General features: G+C 71.9%; 11 protein-coding genes and 1 riboswitch. Of the genes, 6 read left to right on the forward strand and 5 right to left on the reverse strand.

Going from position 1 to position 14,098, the window contains the following annotated elements; translation table 11 throughout:
- Positions 1-4: 4 nt before the first annotated feature.
- Both I2501_RS21770 and I2501_RS21775 read left to right on the forward strand, forming a co-directional pair.
- Positions 5-1,138: a ferredoxin--NADP reductase gene (locus I2501_RS21770; RefSeq protein ID WP_328806519.1), complete on the forward strand. Its 1,134-nt coding sequence runs from the start codon at positions 5-7 to the stop codon at positions 1,136-1,138.
- Positions 1,139-1,350: 212 nt separating this feature from the next.
- Positions 1,351-1,497, forward strand: a complete 147-nt coding sequence (locus I2501_RS21775) for a hypothetical protein (RefSeq protein ID WP_196195831.1) — start codon at positions 1,351-1,353, stop codon at positions 1,495-1,497.
- Between the two features lie 109 nt (positions 1,498-1,606).
- Here the strand turns inward: I2501_RS21775 and I2501_RS21780 are convergent, their stop codons facing one another.
- Together I2501_RS21780 and I2501_RS21785 are read right to left on the reverse strand one after the other, a co-directional pair.
- On the reverse strand, positions 1,607-2,560 hold the full coding sequence (locus tag I2501_RS21780; RefSeq protein ID WP_328806520.1) for a LuxR family transcriptional regulator: 954 nt from the start codon (positions 2,558-2,560) through the stop codon (positions 1,607-1,609).
- A gap of 257 nt (positions 2,561-2,817) precedes the next feature.
- Positions 2,818-3,765 carry an alpha/beta fold hydrolase gene (locus I2501_RS21785; RefSeq protein WP_196195833.1) on the reverse strand — a complete coding sequence of 316 codons (948 nt, stop codon included), beginning with the start codon at positions 3,763-3,765 and terminating at the stop codon, positions 2,818-2,820.
- Between the two features lie 281 nt (positions 3,766-4,046).
- Here I2501_RS21785 and I2501_RS21790 point away from each other — a divergent pair, with 281 nt between their 5' ends.
- Positions 4,047-4,658: an HhH-GPD-type base excision DNA repair protein gene (locus tag I2501_RS21790; protein WP_196195834.1), complete on the forward strand. Its 612-nt coding sequence runs from the start codon at positions 4,047-4,049 to the stop codon at positions 4,656-4,658.
- Between the two features lie 85 nt (positions 4,659-4,743).
- Here I2501_RS21790 and I2501_RS21795 read toward each other — a convergent pair whose 3' ends face one another.
- A complete protein-coding gene (locus I2501_RS21795) occupies positions 4,744-5,844 on the reverse strand; it encodes a hypothetical protein (RefSeq protein ID WP_196195835.1) in 1,101 nt (366 codons plus the stop codon).
- A gap of 439 nt (positions 5,845-6,283) precedes the next feature.
- On the opposite strand from I2501_RS21795, the gene I2501_RS39585 reads away from it, so the two are divergent.
- The gene (locus I2501_RS39585; RefSeq protein WP_236046958.1) at positions 6,284-6,592 is read left to right on the forward strand and encodes an ArsR/SmtB family transcription factor; all 309 of its coding nucleotides are present in this window, start codon (positions 6,284-6,286) and stop codon (positions 6,590-6,592) included.
- 9 nt (positions 6,593-6,601) lie between these two features.
- Here the strand turns inward: I2501_RS39585 and I2501_RS21805 are convergent, their stop codons facing one another.
- Positions 6,602-9,574 carry an HAD-IC family P-type ATPase gene (locus I2501_RS21805; protein ID WP_196195837.1) on the reverse strand — a complete coding sequence of 991 codons (2,973 nt, stop codon included), beginning with the start codon at positions 9,572-9,574 and terminating at the stop codon, positions 6,602-6,604.
- Positions 9,575-9,819: 245 nt separating this feature from the next.
- A riboswitch (M-box (ykoK) riboswitch) is annotated at positions 9,820-10,010 on the forward strand.
- Between the two features lie 284 nt (positions 10,011-10,294).
- Between I2501_RS21805 and I2501_RS21810 the strand changes: the two genes are divergently transcribed.
- Complete coding sequence (locus I2501_RS21810) at positions 10,295-11,971, forward strand: NRAMP family divalent metal transporter (protein ID WP_196195838.1); 1,677 nt, start codon at positions 10,295-10,297, stop codon at positions 11,969-11,971.
- 127 nt (positions 11,972-12,098) lie between these two features.
- Here I2501_RS21810 and I2501_RS21815 read toward each other — a convergent pair whose 3' ends face one another.
- The gene (locus I2501_RS21815; RefSeq protein WP_196195839.1) at positions 12,099-12,434 is read right to left on the reverse strand and encodes a hypothetical protein; all 336 of its coding nucleotides are present in this window, start codon (positions 12,432-12,434) and stop codon (positions 12,099-12,101) included.
- A 395-nt stretch (positions 12,435-12,829) separates the two neighbouring features.
- Between I2501_RS21815 and I2501_RS21820 the strand changes: the two genes are divergently transcribed.
- Positions 12,830-14,068, forward strand: a complete 1,239-nt coding sequence (locus tag I2501_RS21820; protein ID WP_236046960.1) for a hypothetical protein — start codon at positions 12,830-12,832, stop codon at positions 14,066-14,068.
- Positions 14,069-14,098 lie beyond the last annotated feature (30 nt).

The following is a 14,098-nucleotide window of genomic DNA, read 5'->3' on the forward strand; positions in this document are numbered from 1 at the left end:
TCCAGTGATCAAGAGTTCCGGCGACACGCACGGTGCGCGCGGTGTGCGCGGCGCGCACGGCGCACACGGCGCACACGGTGTCGCCGGATGGCACCGCCTGCAGGTCGCATCCGTACGCCGGGTCGGTGACGACGCCGTCTCGCTGACGCTGGACGTGCCGGAACCGCTCGCGGACACGTTCGCCCACCGGCCTGGCCAGCACGTGACCATCCGTCACACGCTGGCGGGGCGCGAACTCCGCCGCAGCTACTCGGTCTGCCCGCCACCCGACGATCCGGGCCGCCTCCGGCTGGTGGTCAAGCGGCTCGGACCGGGTGGCTTCGCCGAGTACGCCACCAACGGGCTGACCGCCGGCGACGTCCTGGAAGTCGCCGGTCCCGCAGGCGACTTCCACCTCGCGGACGCCCCGGGGGGACACCACGTACTGATCGCCGGAGGCAGCGGCATCACTCCCCTGCTGAGCATGGCCGAGGCTGCGCTGCGGCAGGACCCGACCTGCCGGGTCTCCCTGCTGTACGCCAACCGGACCATGGGGTCGGTGCTGTTGGCGGACGACGTGGCCACCCTGGAACGCCGGTACGGCGACCGCTTCTCGGTGGTGCACGTGCTGTCGCGGGAACCCGCGCCCACGGCTCCGCCCGTCGGCCGCATCGACCAGGAGCGGCTGCCCGAACTGCTGGCCATGGTCGGGGCCGACCGCCCCGCCGCGCACCGGTACTTCTACCTGTGCGGCCCCTGGGGGCTGGTGGAGACGGCACGCAAGGCGCTGGCCGACTGGGGCGCGGACGAGGACGACGTGCGTTTTGAGCTCTTCTCGGCCGGTGACCGGGAGGAGCAACCGGCGGCCGCCCCCGGCCGGTCCGGGCGGATCACCGTGTACTTCGACGGCGAGGCCACCGACCTCACCATGGAGCCGGAGGACGAGTCCGTGCTGGACGCGGTGCTCCGCGCGCAGCCGGACGTCCCGTACTCCTGCCGCGACGGCCTCTGCGGGGTGTGCCGGGCCAGGGTCGTCTCCGGCGAGGTGGTGCTCGCGCGGCAGTACGCGCTCACCGAGAAGGACCTGGCGCGCGGCTACACGCTCCCCTGTCGGGCCCGCCCGGCGACACCTGAGATCGCCCTCGATTTCGACGCCTGACCCCGCCCATCGGTCGGCGGCTTATGCCCAGCTCTGGTCTGTTCCATCCTGCGTGCTTGTTTGCGCATTGCCAATTCCCTTGGCCTGTGCCGTCGAACGGGGCAACACGTAGCCAGCATGCTGGCAACCGGTAGCCGAATTCAGCGCCCAGTCCCGACGATGTCCTCGCTTGCGTCCCTCGCCGACGGAGCGACGAAACGAATGGAACGGAAATGAAGAAGCTGTGGGTCGGCCGCACTCTGGCCGGCGTCATGCTCGCTGCCGCTGCTCTCACCGGCTTCGCCGCCGGCCATGGCACGTCCCGGACCCTCGCCGATTCCCAGTGGGGCGGCTCGGCCCCGACGGCCGTCACCCCCTGAGCCTCGGATCCCCTGCGCTTCGTCACCCCTGACGCAGACCCTGTCCTGGCGGCCCCCACGGGTCGCCGGGACAGCCGCGATGCGTCCGACCGAACGCGCGTCGTCGGCGTCAGTCCTCCTCGAGAAAGCCGCTCCGGGCCAGCAGATACGCGAGCTGCGCCCTGCTCCGGCTGCCGAAGAAGTCGGCGGCCCACCGCACGTGGTTGGTGACGCTGCGCAGGCTCATCCCGAGTCGCGCGGCTATGGCGCTGTCCGTGTAGCCGTTGATCATGTGCCGCAGCACCGCGCGGCGTACCTCGTCCGTCACCGCGGACGACGCCGCGCTGGAGTGGTTCGGTTGGAGCGGGACGGCGCGCTGCCAGATGTGCTCGAACATGCCCGCCAGGTAGCGCACCACACCCGGATGCTCGATCACCAGCGCGAGATCGCGGCGGTTGGCCGCCGCCGGGTCCGGGACGAACGCGGTCTGCCGGTCGCAGATGATCAGCCGGTCGAAGACCTCGTCCACCGTGCGGATCTCGCCGCCCGCCTCGACGATCTTCTCGGCGTAGGCGAGCGTCGGCGCGTGCGAGCGGATCGTGTGCTGGTAGACCGTCCGCTGCCGCACCCCCCGGCCCAGAGCTGACAGATCGTCGTACAGCGCCTTCTCCAGCAGCTCCGGCGGACGCCCGCCGCCGGGCTGGGCCGTGAGCAACTCGCTCTGACAGGCACTCACGGTGGCGGAGAGCGTGGCGCTGATGGCCTCGGCTCCGGTCACCACCCGAACCATGGCCGAGCCGGTCGGACTGTAGCTCTCCCGGTAGACGCGATCGGCCCGGGAGACGGTGCGGTGCAGCTTGTCCAGCGCCCGCCTGCGGTTCTGGATGACCTCCTCCAGCTGCTCCATCCGGCCCCAGAGCGCCGCATGCGGCGCCAGCGCGGTTAAGCCCCCCTCGGGCAGCCGCTTGACCAGGCCGAACTCCAGCAGGCAGAGCGGGCACTCCCCGGTGACGCTCCCGCCTTTCAACAGCTCTCCGTAGAAGCGGAGGCCCTCCTCGCAGAGCTCGACGGCCCCTCTGTCCACTGCGTCCGGGTCAGTGCACATTCCTCCCCCACCCCCCAGTAGTTCGCATATCGCCTGTTCATTCTGCCAAAACAGGGCGATGGGTTGGCGGATTCTCCCAGAGTCCCGCCAAGGTGAGAGACGCATTTCCAGGATTCGTTGCTACTTCTGATCCTTTCCTGGAACTGCGGGCTCAGCGCTCGTAGTTGCCGTCGAGCCGATGTTCGTCGTGTCCTCCGTCGTCGAGGTCGGGGTCGGGGTCGGGTGAGCGTCCCGGATCAGGTTCGCGCCGCGTCGGCGAGGTCGCGGACCTCGTTCGCGACGGTCGACCACAGGGCGGCGGGCAGGTCGTGGCCCACGCCGGGGAAGATCCGCAGCCGGGACCCTGCGACCGTCGCGGCCGTGGTCCGACCGGCGGCGGCACGGAGGATCGGGTCCTGCTCCCCGTGCAGCACCAGGGTGGGGTGGCGCAGCTCGCGCAGGCGCGCACCGTTCCACTGCGCGCCGATCTGGCGGCTCTGCGCCTTGGCGTCGCGGGGGCCGCTGTCCACCTCCGCCTCGACCCAGGCCCTGGCAGCCTCCTCGTCGAACGGGTAGGCGGGCGAGGCGACGCCGCGCCAGACCGCGAGCGAGGCCTCGATGTCGCCCTCGCGGCCCTCGGGGAACCTGGTCCGGGTCAGCGTGGCCAGCAGTCCGAAGCGGAGGTAGCGCAGCACCCGCAGGCCGGAGACGTCGCTCGGGAGCGCCGACGACGACGTCACCGACAGCACCCGGTCGGGGTGGCGCAGCGCCATCCGCTGTGCGATCAGGCCGCCGAGCGAGTGGCCGAAGACGTGGGCGCGTTCCCAGCCGAGGGCGTCCATCACCGCGATGCCGTCGTCGGTCATGTCCTCCGAGGTGTAGGCGTCGCCGCGCCTGCCGAACAGCGCCTTGAACGGGTTGGTGGTCTCGGTCGGCGGCATCCGGGTCGACTCGCCCGCGTCGCGCTGGTCGTAGCGGACCACGTCGAAGCCCGCCTCGGCGAAGGCCTGACAGAGCCCGGCGGGCCACCAGAACCGCGCGGTGGCCAGCCCCATGATCAGCAGCAGCGGCTCGCCGCCTGCCGACCCCGAGAGCCGGTCGTAGGCGATGTCGACCTGTCGGCCGTGCGCGTGGTTGTGGGCGTAGCGGGTCGGCGTCCAGAGGGGCGCGCTGGGGCTGACGGCGCTGATGGTGCTCTCGGACATGGGGAACGTCCCTTCTCCGTCGGCGAAAGAAAATCTGCGATCGCCGTTCGCAGTTCTTGTCTCAAAGATACTGCACACAGCGTTCGCAGAAAAGTGCGCCGGTCGGGAGGACGGGCTGGACGTGCGCAGCCGGGTCCGATCGTGTGTGCGACACGGACGAGTGATTCCGGACCGATCCCCGGGCGTGTCCGACACACGGCGCGGAGAATGGGCGATGTCCCGGCAGGACATGCACGGCACACGCACGACCGGCATGCACGACCGGCAGGAAGGGGCCCGCCATGGCGACCGATCTCCACCTCGCCCAGAGCGCGGACGCCGACGCGCTGCTCAGTCGCAGCCCGCTGGCCGCGCTGATCGGCATGCTGCTGGACCAGCAGGTGCCGATGGAGTGGGCGTTCTCCGGCCCCCACACCCTGCTGGAGCGGCTCGGCGGGGACGACCTCGACGCTCACCGGATCGCCGACTACGACCCGGAGGCCTTCGCCGCGCTCTGCTCGGAGAAACCCGCGGTGCACCGCTACCCGGGCTCGATGGCCAAACGCATCCAGCAGCTGTGCGCATACCTGGACGAGCACTACGACGGCGACGCCGAGGCGCTGTGGCGGGACGCGGCCACCGGCCAGGAGCTGCTGACGCGGCTGGAGGAGCTGCCGGGCTTCGGCAGACAGAAGGCGCAGATCTTCCTGGCCCTGCTCGGCAAACAGCTCGGCGTGCAGCCCAAGGGCTGGCGCGAGGCCGCGGGCGCGTACGGCGAGAAGAACAGCTTCCGCTCGGTGGCGGACATCACCGGGCCCGCGTCACTGGAGAAGGTCCGGGCGTTCAAACAGGAGGCCAAAGCCGCAGCGAAAGCCGCCAAGGCGGCCAAGTCCGCCGGGGCAGAGGCGAAGTAACGACGCACCGGCGCCGGGAATCACGAAAGGCGCGGGAAGCCGGAACGACTCCCCGCGCCTGCGCTCAGACGTGCTGCAGCCGGCCTCAGCGACCCACGAAGGGCTCGAAGAGCAGGCCCTTCGAGGCGATGCCCGGGGCGAAGGCGGTGACCTTGCCGGTGTTCAGGTTCAGCCGGCTCAGCGAGCTGGCAGAGGTGAAGTCCTGGCCACGGCCGAAGTTGCCGGTGATCTCGACGATCGCGTTGGTGTTGCCGTCGACGGCGAAGATCGCGCCCTTGTCACCGATCGCGAAGGCCGTGTCGTCGACCTGGGCGCTCAGGTGCAGGACCCGCACGCGCTGGGTCGGGCGGGAGTGCCAGTTCGCCTTGACGGTGTCCATGAAGATCAGCTCGCTGTCGCCCTGGCTGTCGAGCATCATCGAGCCGCCCACGCCCGGGACGTAGCAGGGGACGTTCTCCAGCGAGTCCGGGTCGGACAGGTTGAGCGTCTCCGCCTTGCCCGTCAGCAGGTTGACGGCGTGCGCGTCGTCGGCCAGGGCCGAGGACGGCTTCGCGGTCCCGCCCGCCAGGTGGAGCTGGAAGAGCGCCGGGCCCTGGAAGACCGTGCCGTTGGGCGTGGTCGGGGAGGGGTTGGAGGCGGAGGTGTAGAGCCGGCCGTCGTGCTCCAGCACCGCGTCCGTGCCGCCGCCGTGGGGCAGCGTCTTGACGCCGTAGCTGTAGTGGACGACCTGGTGGCCGCGGCGGGCCTGCGGGGTGATGGTGTAGAGGCTCGAGTTGCCGTCCTCGTTCACGGTGGCGACGACGCGGCGGTGGGTCGGGTCGGCGCCGAGGCCGTCGACCTTGCCGACCAGGGACCACTCGGCGACGACCTTGCCGCGCTGGTCGAACTCGACGACGGTGCTGTTCTTGTTACCGGAGGGCGACGGCTCGCCCATGGTGCCGACACCGTTCTGGTAGCCGACGAAGATGTCGTCGCCGAGCTGGGCGATGTCGTCCGCGCCGGTCAGGCCCTTGGGGGCGGCGGCGAAGACCTTGGCGTGGTAGCCCGCCGGCACGCTGAGCGGCACGGGCTTGGTGACGGACGGCGCGGCGGACGTCGTGGTGGCCGCACCGGCCGTGCCGACGACGGTGGCGGCGAGGGTGGCGGCAGCAGCGACGGCGCCGGCCAGAGCAAGACGAGAGGTCACGGTAAAGCCACTTCTCTCGGGGAATGACAGGGAGGTCGCGGGCCTGCCGGCATCCGGCGGCGCACACGGCCCTCGTGGGACACCCCGTTGTCCCACCCCTTGGTGACGGTCCGGCAAGCACCCGGCGACATCCGCATGGCGCCTGGATTGCCCGCACACGTTGCGAGGGCGGCGCATGCGCGCAGAGGGCGGTCTCTGCGAGCCGTCCACACGCGCCCACGCGCTGGCTTCCCGGCCGACCTCGGTGGCCGAGACCTGTCCGCGATCTGGGATCAGTACCCTGGTTGCCGGGAGGAACCTCGTTCCCACACCCGTTCCCCAGTCCCCCATCCGTACCCGTGGACCCGCCAAGGGAGGCAGCGTGCCCCGCAGCACACGCGGCGACGCAGGCCACCACGACCGTCGCGGCACGGCCGACGACGGACCGGGTCCGGAGGAACTGAGCGAAGCGGCCACCGCCTTCGGGCTGTTGGCCTCCCCCATGCGCCTGCAGATCATGTGGCTGCTGATCGCGGCGGAGAGCGACGTCGGCGGACTGGCGGAGCGGCTCGACGCGTCGATGCCCGCGGTCAGCCAGCACCTGGCCAAGCTCAAGCTCGCCGGGATGGTGCGCTCGCGCCGCGAAGGACGGCGACAGGTCTACCTGGTGGACGACCCGGTCCTCGTCGACGTGGTCCGACTGGTGCTGACCCGCCAGGCGGCGAGCGAGACGCGCACCTCCCCGGCCCGGCGCATCATCGGCGGCTGAGGACCGACCTCACCGCGCCGACCAGGCCGGATGGGCGCGCAACCAACGGCGGGTGACCAGCAGCAGGGCGACGTACCCGACCAGGACCGCGCCGAGCATCGCGTAGAAGCCCAGCGGCAGCACGCCCAGTCCCAGCGCCGCGCCGAACGGCGTCGCCGGGAGCAGCAGGCCGACGACGGTCAGGCCGCCGTTGGCGAGCCGAACCGGCCAGGTCGCCCGGGGACGCCCCTGCGCGCCGCCCGGGACCCGCAGCAGATGGACCGTCAGCGCCTGGGTGATCAGGTTCTCGGCGAACCAGCCGGAGTGGAACAGCATTTCCTCGTGTGCGCCGGTCCGGCCGTGCGTGGTGGCCAGCAGCACCGCGAAGGTCGCCAGGTCGGCGAGCGCGTTGACGACGCCGACGAGCAGCGCGTACCGGGCCAGCGCGCCCCGCCGCAGGGGCCGCGGACGCGGCACGGCACTGTCCGCACCGCCGCGTCGGCCCGCCGCGAGTGGCTGGTCGAAGGCGAGCGCCAACTGCGCGGCGTCGAAGCAGAGGTTCTGCGTCAGCACCTGGGCGGGCAGCATCGGCAGGAACGGCACCAGCGCTCCGGCGGCCAGCATCGCCAGCACGTTGCCGAGGTTGGAGGCGAGGGTGATCCGCAGGTAGTTGCCGACGTTGGCGAGCGCCGTGCGGGCGGAGCGGACCGCGTCGCCGAGGACGGTCAGTCCCGGCGCGGCGAGAACCAGGTCGGCGCTGCTGCGCGGGCCCTCGTCCAGCGCGCCGGGAGAGCCGATCCCGACGTCCGCGGCGCGTAGCGCGGGCAGGTCGTTGAGGCCGTCGCCGAGGAAGCCCACGACCTGCCCGTCGGCGCGCAGCGCGGAGACGATCCGCGCCTTCTGCGCGGGGGCGGCCAGCGCGAAGACGACCGTCGACCCGACCGCCCGGCGCAGTTCAGCGTCGTCGAGCGCGTCGACGTCCGGTCCCAGCAGCGGGGTGCCGTGGTCGAGGCCGACATCCCGGCAGGCCTGGACGGCGGCCCCGGCCCGGTCCCCGGTGACGATCTTGACGGCGATACCCTCAGCGGTCAGCTCGGTGAGCGCGGCGGCTGCGCTCGGGTCCGGCTCGTCGGCCAGCGCGACCAGGCCCAGCAGCGTCATGCCGTCCAGGTCCGCGAGAGCCGCCGAAGCGGCGGGCCGACGCCCCGGTCCGGGCAGTGGCCGGGTCTCGCGGACGGCGACGGCGAGCACCCGCAGCCCCTCGTCGGCCAGGCGATCGGCCAGCTCCACCACACCGGCCCGTCGGACATCGTCCAACTCGACGGCGGCGGCGAGCAGTTCGGGCAGGCCGGGCCCGTGCCGGTCCTGCCCCCGACCCTGGTCCCCGCCCTGGTCCGGCACCAACCGCAGCGCGCCCGCCCGTCGTTCGGCTCGGTGGGCGGGGCCAGCGGGGTCGGCAGGGCTCGCGGGCTCGGCCGACGGCGGCACCGCACCGACCCGGACGCGCCCGCAGCGCGCGAGGATCTCCTCGACCGCGCCCTTGGCCACCAGTGCCTGGGCGGCCTGCGTCCCCGACAGCGCGAGCCCGTGCCCGGCCTGCGCCGCGACGACGACCGTCGCCACGCGTCGGCCCGGATCGAACGGCAGCGCCGCGACACCCACCAGGCCGGCGGCAAAGTCCTCGCCCTCGTCCTCGTCCCAGTCCGCACCCTCGTCCGGGTCCGCGCCGGACTCGGCGGCGGTCAGCAACGCGTCGTCGACGGCGTCGAGTTCGGGCGGGTCGCCGAGTTCGGCACAGATCAGACTGTTGACCGCGGCCCAGCGCAGCACCTCGGGGTCAGGGCGGCCCGTCGCGTCCACGGCCGAGCGGAGGGTGAGCCGGTCCCGAGTCAGGGTGCCGGTCTTGTCGATGCACACGACATCGAGTGCGCCCAGGTCGTGGACGGCGGTCAGCCGCCGCGCGAAGACGCGGCCCCTGGGGCCGCGACGCAGCAGAGCCGCCTGACGGGCCAGCGCGGCGGTCACCACCAGCAACAGCATCTCGGGCGTCAGCCCGACGCCGACGGCCGCGGCGTACGGCAGCGCCTCCCAGCGGTGGCCGTCCACCAGCGCGCCGACCAGCAGACCGGCCGCACCCGAGACCAGGGCGAGCCGGAGCAGCAGCCCGGACACCTCCCGCGCGGTCCCGTCGAACGCGGTCCGCCGCTCTCGTGCGGGCGCTCGCGTGGCCGCCCCGGCGCACGGCGCTCCGCTCGCCGCGTGCGCCGCCTTCGCTCCGTGCGCTCCGCTCGCGCCGGCGAGAAAGGTGTCCGCGCCGGTCGCCAGGACGACGCCCACGCCGGTGCCGTGCACCACCACGCTGCCGCGCAGGCAGACCCGGGCGTTGTCCGGCCCGATCCGGCCGGTACGCACCCCGCCACCGCGTCGGCCCGCCCGCTTGGGCACCGGCAGGCTGACGCCGGTCAGCAACGCCTGATCGACCGTCAGCCCCTCCACGCGGAGCAGCAGCAGATCCGCCGGGACCCGGTCCCCGGGAACCAGCTGCACCACGTCGCCGGGGACGAACTGGTCGAACGGCAACTCCCGCTCGACCGATCCGGACCGCGACTCCGACCCCGATGCCGGTCGCCGTCGCCGCACCGTGGCCGTGCTGCCCGCGTCGACGAAGCGCCGCAGCGCGGCGGTCTCGCGCTCCGCGTGCCACTCGCCGACCAGGCGCAGCGAGCAGCCCGCGGTGATCAGCAGCAGCAGAACCGCGGTGCTGGAGAAGGCTCCTGAGGCCGCCGTCGCCGCGGCCAGCAGCGAGAGGGTCATCGTGTAGGGGTCGCGGATCAGCAGCGCGACCCGCCGGGTGCGGCTCGGACGCGGCGGCAACGGCAGGGTGTTCTCACCGTGCGCGGCGAGCCGCAGTTCGGCGGTGCCTTCGGGCAGCCCCCTGCGGCTCGTGCCGAGCGCCCGCAGCACCTGAAGGTCCGTCAGCTCACTCAGCTCGCGGAGATCCACCTGCCGGGCGGGCTCAACCGCAGCGCCCGCAGTAACCGGGGCAGCGGAGCCGACCAGCCCGGCGAGCGGAACCTGGTCAGCGGAAAGGTCGGGAGCGCCGTCCTCGCGGCGGTCCCGGTGTGCCCGCAGATCGGTCGGACCGGTCAGGGCTGCCTCCCCTTCTCCACTTCGGCACCAGCGTAAACGCGCTGTCTGTAAGCATTTGACAGTCCCCTTACGCAAGAGCCATCATATGAATGTTCATTTAGACACCTCGTTCGGTGAGGCGTCTCCACGGACACAGGCCACTGATCCCAACCGTCGAGAGACGCTCCGGATCAGGACACCTCCTCCCGACCTAAGGGTTGAGGCCAAGTGGCTGCGCAGGCGGACTTGCTCCGAGCAAGCCTCGCGCTACGCCGTGGAGTGCCAAAGCTCTGACGAGTTGGGGTGTGCCGGACCGGCTGTTGCCGAATCTGTCCGGGCTCGGTGTGCCCCCTGCCGTGCGACGCGAGATTTCCGCGTCCTGACCGGAGGGAGGCGAGTAGCAGTGGACTGCAGTCCTAGTCCGGGTCATAAACGACCCCACATCCGCTTGACCTCGTCTCACTCCGGCATGCGGTAACCACCTACTCCCGCGCCCTCCCAGGGGTGCCTCACCTGCGTGCGCTCATGCCCGCAGGGTGGATGGATGCTGCATGCCCTCCGACCGGCCGTGACGGCCACCAGGGAGGGACCCTCATGACCACCACGATCGACCCCAAGGTCCAGGGCAACGCCGCCCGCACCACCGCGGTGCTGGACGACGCGCACGTCGGCGACATCCGCGGCGCGCTCGGCACCATCAAGCTGGACGACCACGGCGACCGCCGCGGCCTGTCCGCCAAGCTCAAGACGCTGCTCGCGATCGTCGGCCCCGGCCTGATCGTGATGGTCGGCGACAACGACGCCGGCGCCTTCGCGACCTACGGCCAGGCCGGGCAGAACTACGGCACCCACCTGCTGTGGACGCTGCTGCTCCTGGTCCCGGTCCTCTACGTGAACCAGGAGATGGTGCTCCGCCTCGGCGCGGTCACCGGTGTCGGCCACGCCCGCCTGATCCTGGAGCGGTTCGGCAAGTTCTGGGGCGCGTTCAGCGTCATCGACCTGTTCATCCTCAACGCGCTGACGCTGGTCACCGAGTTCATCGGGATCACCCTGGCCGCGGGCTACCTGGGCCTGCCCAAGGCCGCCGCCGTGGTGCTCGCCGCCGCGATCATCGTCGCCTCCGCGTTCACCGGGTCGTTCCAGCGCTTCGAGCGGATCGCGATCGCGCTCTGCGCCGGGTCGCTGCTGCTGGTCCCGATCTACTTCATGGTCCACCCCAAGACCTCGCAGATGGCGCAGGACTTCGTGGTCCCGAACCTGCCGGGCGGTCAGGGCCAGCTCGCCACCGTGATGCTGCTGATCATCGGCATCGTCGGCACCACCGTCGCCCCGTGGCAGCTCTTCTTCCAGCAGAGCTACGTCATCGACAAGCGGATCACCCCCCGCTTCATGAAGTACGAGAAGGCCGACCTGTGGATCGGCATCGTGGTCGTGGTCATCGGCGGTGCGGCGCTGATGGGCGCCGCTGCCGCCGCGTTCGCCGGCACCAAGGGCTTCGGCAACTTCACCGACACCGCGGGCCTGGCCTCCGGCATCGCCGCCCACGCGGGCAAGGTCGCGGGTGTCCTCTTCGCCGTCGCGCTGCTGGACGCCTCGATCATCGGCGCCTTCGCGGTCTCGCTCTCCACGGCCTACGCGATCGGTGACGTCTTCGGCATCAAGCACTCGCTGCACCGCGGGGTCAAGGGCGCCAAGGGCTTCTACGCCGTCTACGCCGGTCTGGTCGCCCTGGCCGCGGGCATCGTGCTGATCCCGGGTTCGCCGCTGGGTCTGCTCACCGAGGGCGTGCAGACGCTGGCCGGTGTGCTGCTGCCCTCCGCCACGGTCTTCCTGCTGCTGCTCTGCAACGACAAGCAGGTGCTGGGCCCGTGGGTGAACGGCCCGAAGACCAACGCCTTCACCTCCGCGGTGATCGGCATCCTGGTCACCCTGTCGATCATCCTGACCGCCTCGGTGCTCTTCCCGAGCATCACGGCCGGCGCGATCCTCGACATCATGGCCGTCTGCGGCGTCGTGGGCGTCCTGGCCGCCGGGTACGCGTTCACCAAGCGCCGCACGGCGACCAAGGAGGACCCTCCCCCAACCTCCGGCCGGGGGTACCCCCATGACCGCACGGGCCGCGACGACTGGCGGATGCCCCCGCTGGAGACGCTGACCCGCCCGGTGATGGCCACCGGCCGCAAGATCGGCATGAGCGCGCTCCGCAGCTACCTGCTGGTCGCGATGATCCTGGTGATCGTCAAGATCGTCGAGGTCGCCCTCGGCCACTGAGCCGAACAGCAACTCCTGCACCGCGTGATCCGCGCGACGTGACGAGCCCGGTCCGGCCCTTCGGGGCCAGGCCGGGCTCGTGTGCTGCCCTCCCCGGCCGGGCCCGGGAATGACCAAAACCGAGCGGTCATTCGTCCGAGAAGCGTCCGGCGATCCACTCCGCGCCGCGGCGGGCGGCGACGAGCCGACGGCTGCGGCGGGTCCGCGGCTGCGGCACCCGCGGCGAGGAGATGCGGCTCGCGGGCAACCCGGAGGGCTGGGCGGACCGTGAGAGGGCGCGCTGCGCCTGGGCCGCCTCGGCGGCGAGGCGGGCACCGGCCTGGCCGAGCTCGGCCAGCAGCCGTTGCCGACGCCCCGGGCCCCTGGCCCGGAGCCAGGCGGTCCACAGCCCCTCGATCTCACCGACCACCGCGGCCAACCGCAGTTGCGACCGGCCGTTCTGACGCGACTCCCCCGACTGCACCTGAGAGTGCTTCCTCTCTGCCCGCACACAGATAAGCCACTTGCTTATGTGCGCAAGTATAGAAAACACATCTGCTGATGCACCTTCAAAGCCGTTTCAGCCAGGGCCGGTCAGCCCCCGAGAGAGCCTCAGGCTCCCCACAGGGAAACTCCCCCGAAAGCCGAGGTGAACGCCCCTCTTGACGCCTCCTCGACGCACCTCCGCAGGGGCGTGCGGGTACGACCTGGGGCGGAGAGGCACTCACATAATCTTTTCATCCAAGGCCTAGGATGGCGTGAACCCGGGGGAATTGACCGACAAATCGGGCGAAAGAGAGCAACGTGAGGCGAGCCGGCGAGGCAAAAACCCTCCCCGACTACCGCGACTACCGCGCGGACGCGGGCCGCATCGCACGACTGCCGCTGCGACGGCACAACGCGCTGCTCGCGGGGTGGACCGTGCTCTGGTTCGTCCTGGTCGTGCACAGCGGTGGGGTGTCCTGGCACTACCTGCGCCAGGGCGAGCAGCTGCTCTTCGGCGGCGATCCGGGCGGCGGACTCTCCCTCTACGCCAACCACCCGGAGCTGCAGATCGGGCCGTTCAGCCTGCTGGTGGCCCGGATGTTCGCGCCGTTCTCGGCCGCCACCGGCGAGTTGCTCGCCGAGGGCACGATGGCCGGGCTCGGCCTGGTGATGGTGATCCTGGTCGGGCGGACCGCCGCCCAGCACTACCTGGGCACCGGCACCAACCACCGCCGCCTGCAACAGCGGACGCTCATCGCCGGACTGGCCTTCATCCCGATGTGGATCGAGGTCACCGTCCGGTTCGCCCACCTCGACGACGCGCTGGCGCTGTTCTGCTCGACCCTCGCCGTCCACGCCCTGGCCCGCGGCCGGACCTGGGCGGTCGCCGTCTTCCTGGCCCTGGCCGTCGACGCCAAGCCGTGGGCGGTGCCGTTCGCGGTGCTGCTGCTGGCGCTGCCCTCCGGCCGGCGTCGCGGCCCGTTCCTGCTCTTCTGCGTCCTGGTCGCCGCCGCCTGGCTGCCGTTCTATCTGGGCAATCTGGACACCATGGCCGCGGCCAAGTTCGCGATACCCAACCAGCCCGCGTCCTCGCTGCGCTGGCTCGGAGTCAGCGCGCCGTCCACGCCGTCCTGGGACCGCCCGGCCCAGTTCGCGCTCGGGGGGCTGCTGGGCGCCCTCGCGGTATGGCGGGGCCGCTGGCCCGCGGTGATCCTGGTCGGCGCGAACGCGCGCATCCTGCTGGACCCGAGCACCTACACGTACTACAGCGCCTCGGTCCTGCTCGGCACGCTGATCTGGGACGCCGTCGGACAGCGCCGGCTGGTGCCGTGGTGGAGCTGGATCGCCCTGCTCTCCCTCTACGGCGGCGCCCTGTTCATCCCCGACGCGTCGACGCGCGGGCTGGTCCGGCTCGCCTTCGTGGTGGTCTCCGTCGCCTACGTGCTGCTGTGGCCGTCGCGAAACAACCGCACCGGCACCCGGCGTCGCGTGGCGGAGTCCGCCGCGACGTCCGACGGGAGCGGGTCGACCGCAGCGGCCGGGCCGGCTGGGCCGGCGGGGGCGAACGCCTCGACGGCGCGGGCTCGCGTGGTCGCGCCGCGCCGCTCGCCGGAGCTCGTCGACGCCTGGTGAAAGCCACCGGGCGGGGCCCGGGGCCCCGTC

Origin of the sequence: Streptacidiphilus fuscans, assembly GCF_015690355.1 — a bacterium.
GTDB lineage: Bacteria > Actinomycetota > Actinomycetes > Streptomycetales > Streptomycetaceae > Streptacidiphilus > Streptacidiphilus fuscans.

Excerpts from the sequence above, each read along its gene's own strand:
- I2501_RS21775 (WP_196195831.1), top strand. The coding sequence starts at position 1,351 with ATGAAGAAGCTGTGGGTCGGCCGCACTCTGGCCGGCGTCATGCTCGCT.
- I2501_RS21785 (WP_196195833.1), bottom strand. The coding sequence starts at position 3,765 with ATGTCCGAGAGCACCATCAGCGCCGTCAGCCCCAGCGCGCCCCTCTGG.
- I2501_RS21790 (WP_196195834.1), top strand. The coding sequence starts at position 4,047 with ATGGCGACCGATCTCCACCTCGCCCAGAGCGCGGACGCCGACGCGCTG.
- I2501_RS21810 (WP_196195838.1), top strand. The coding sequence starts at position 10,295 with ATGACCACCACGATCGACCCCAAGGTCCAGGGCAACGCCGCCCGCACC.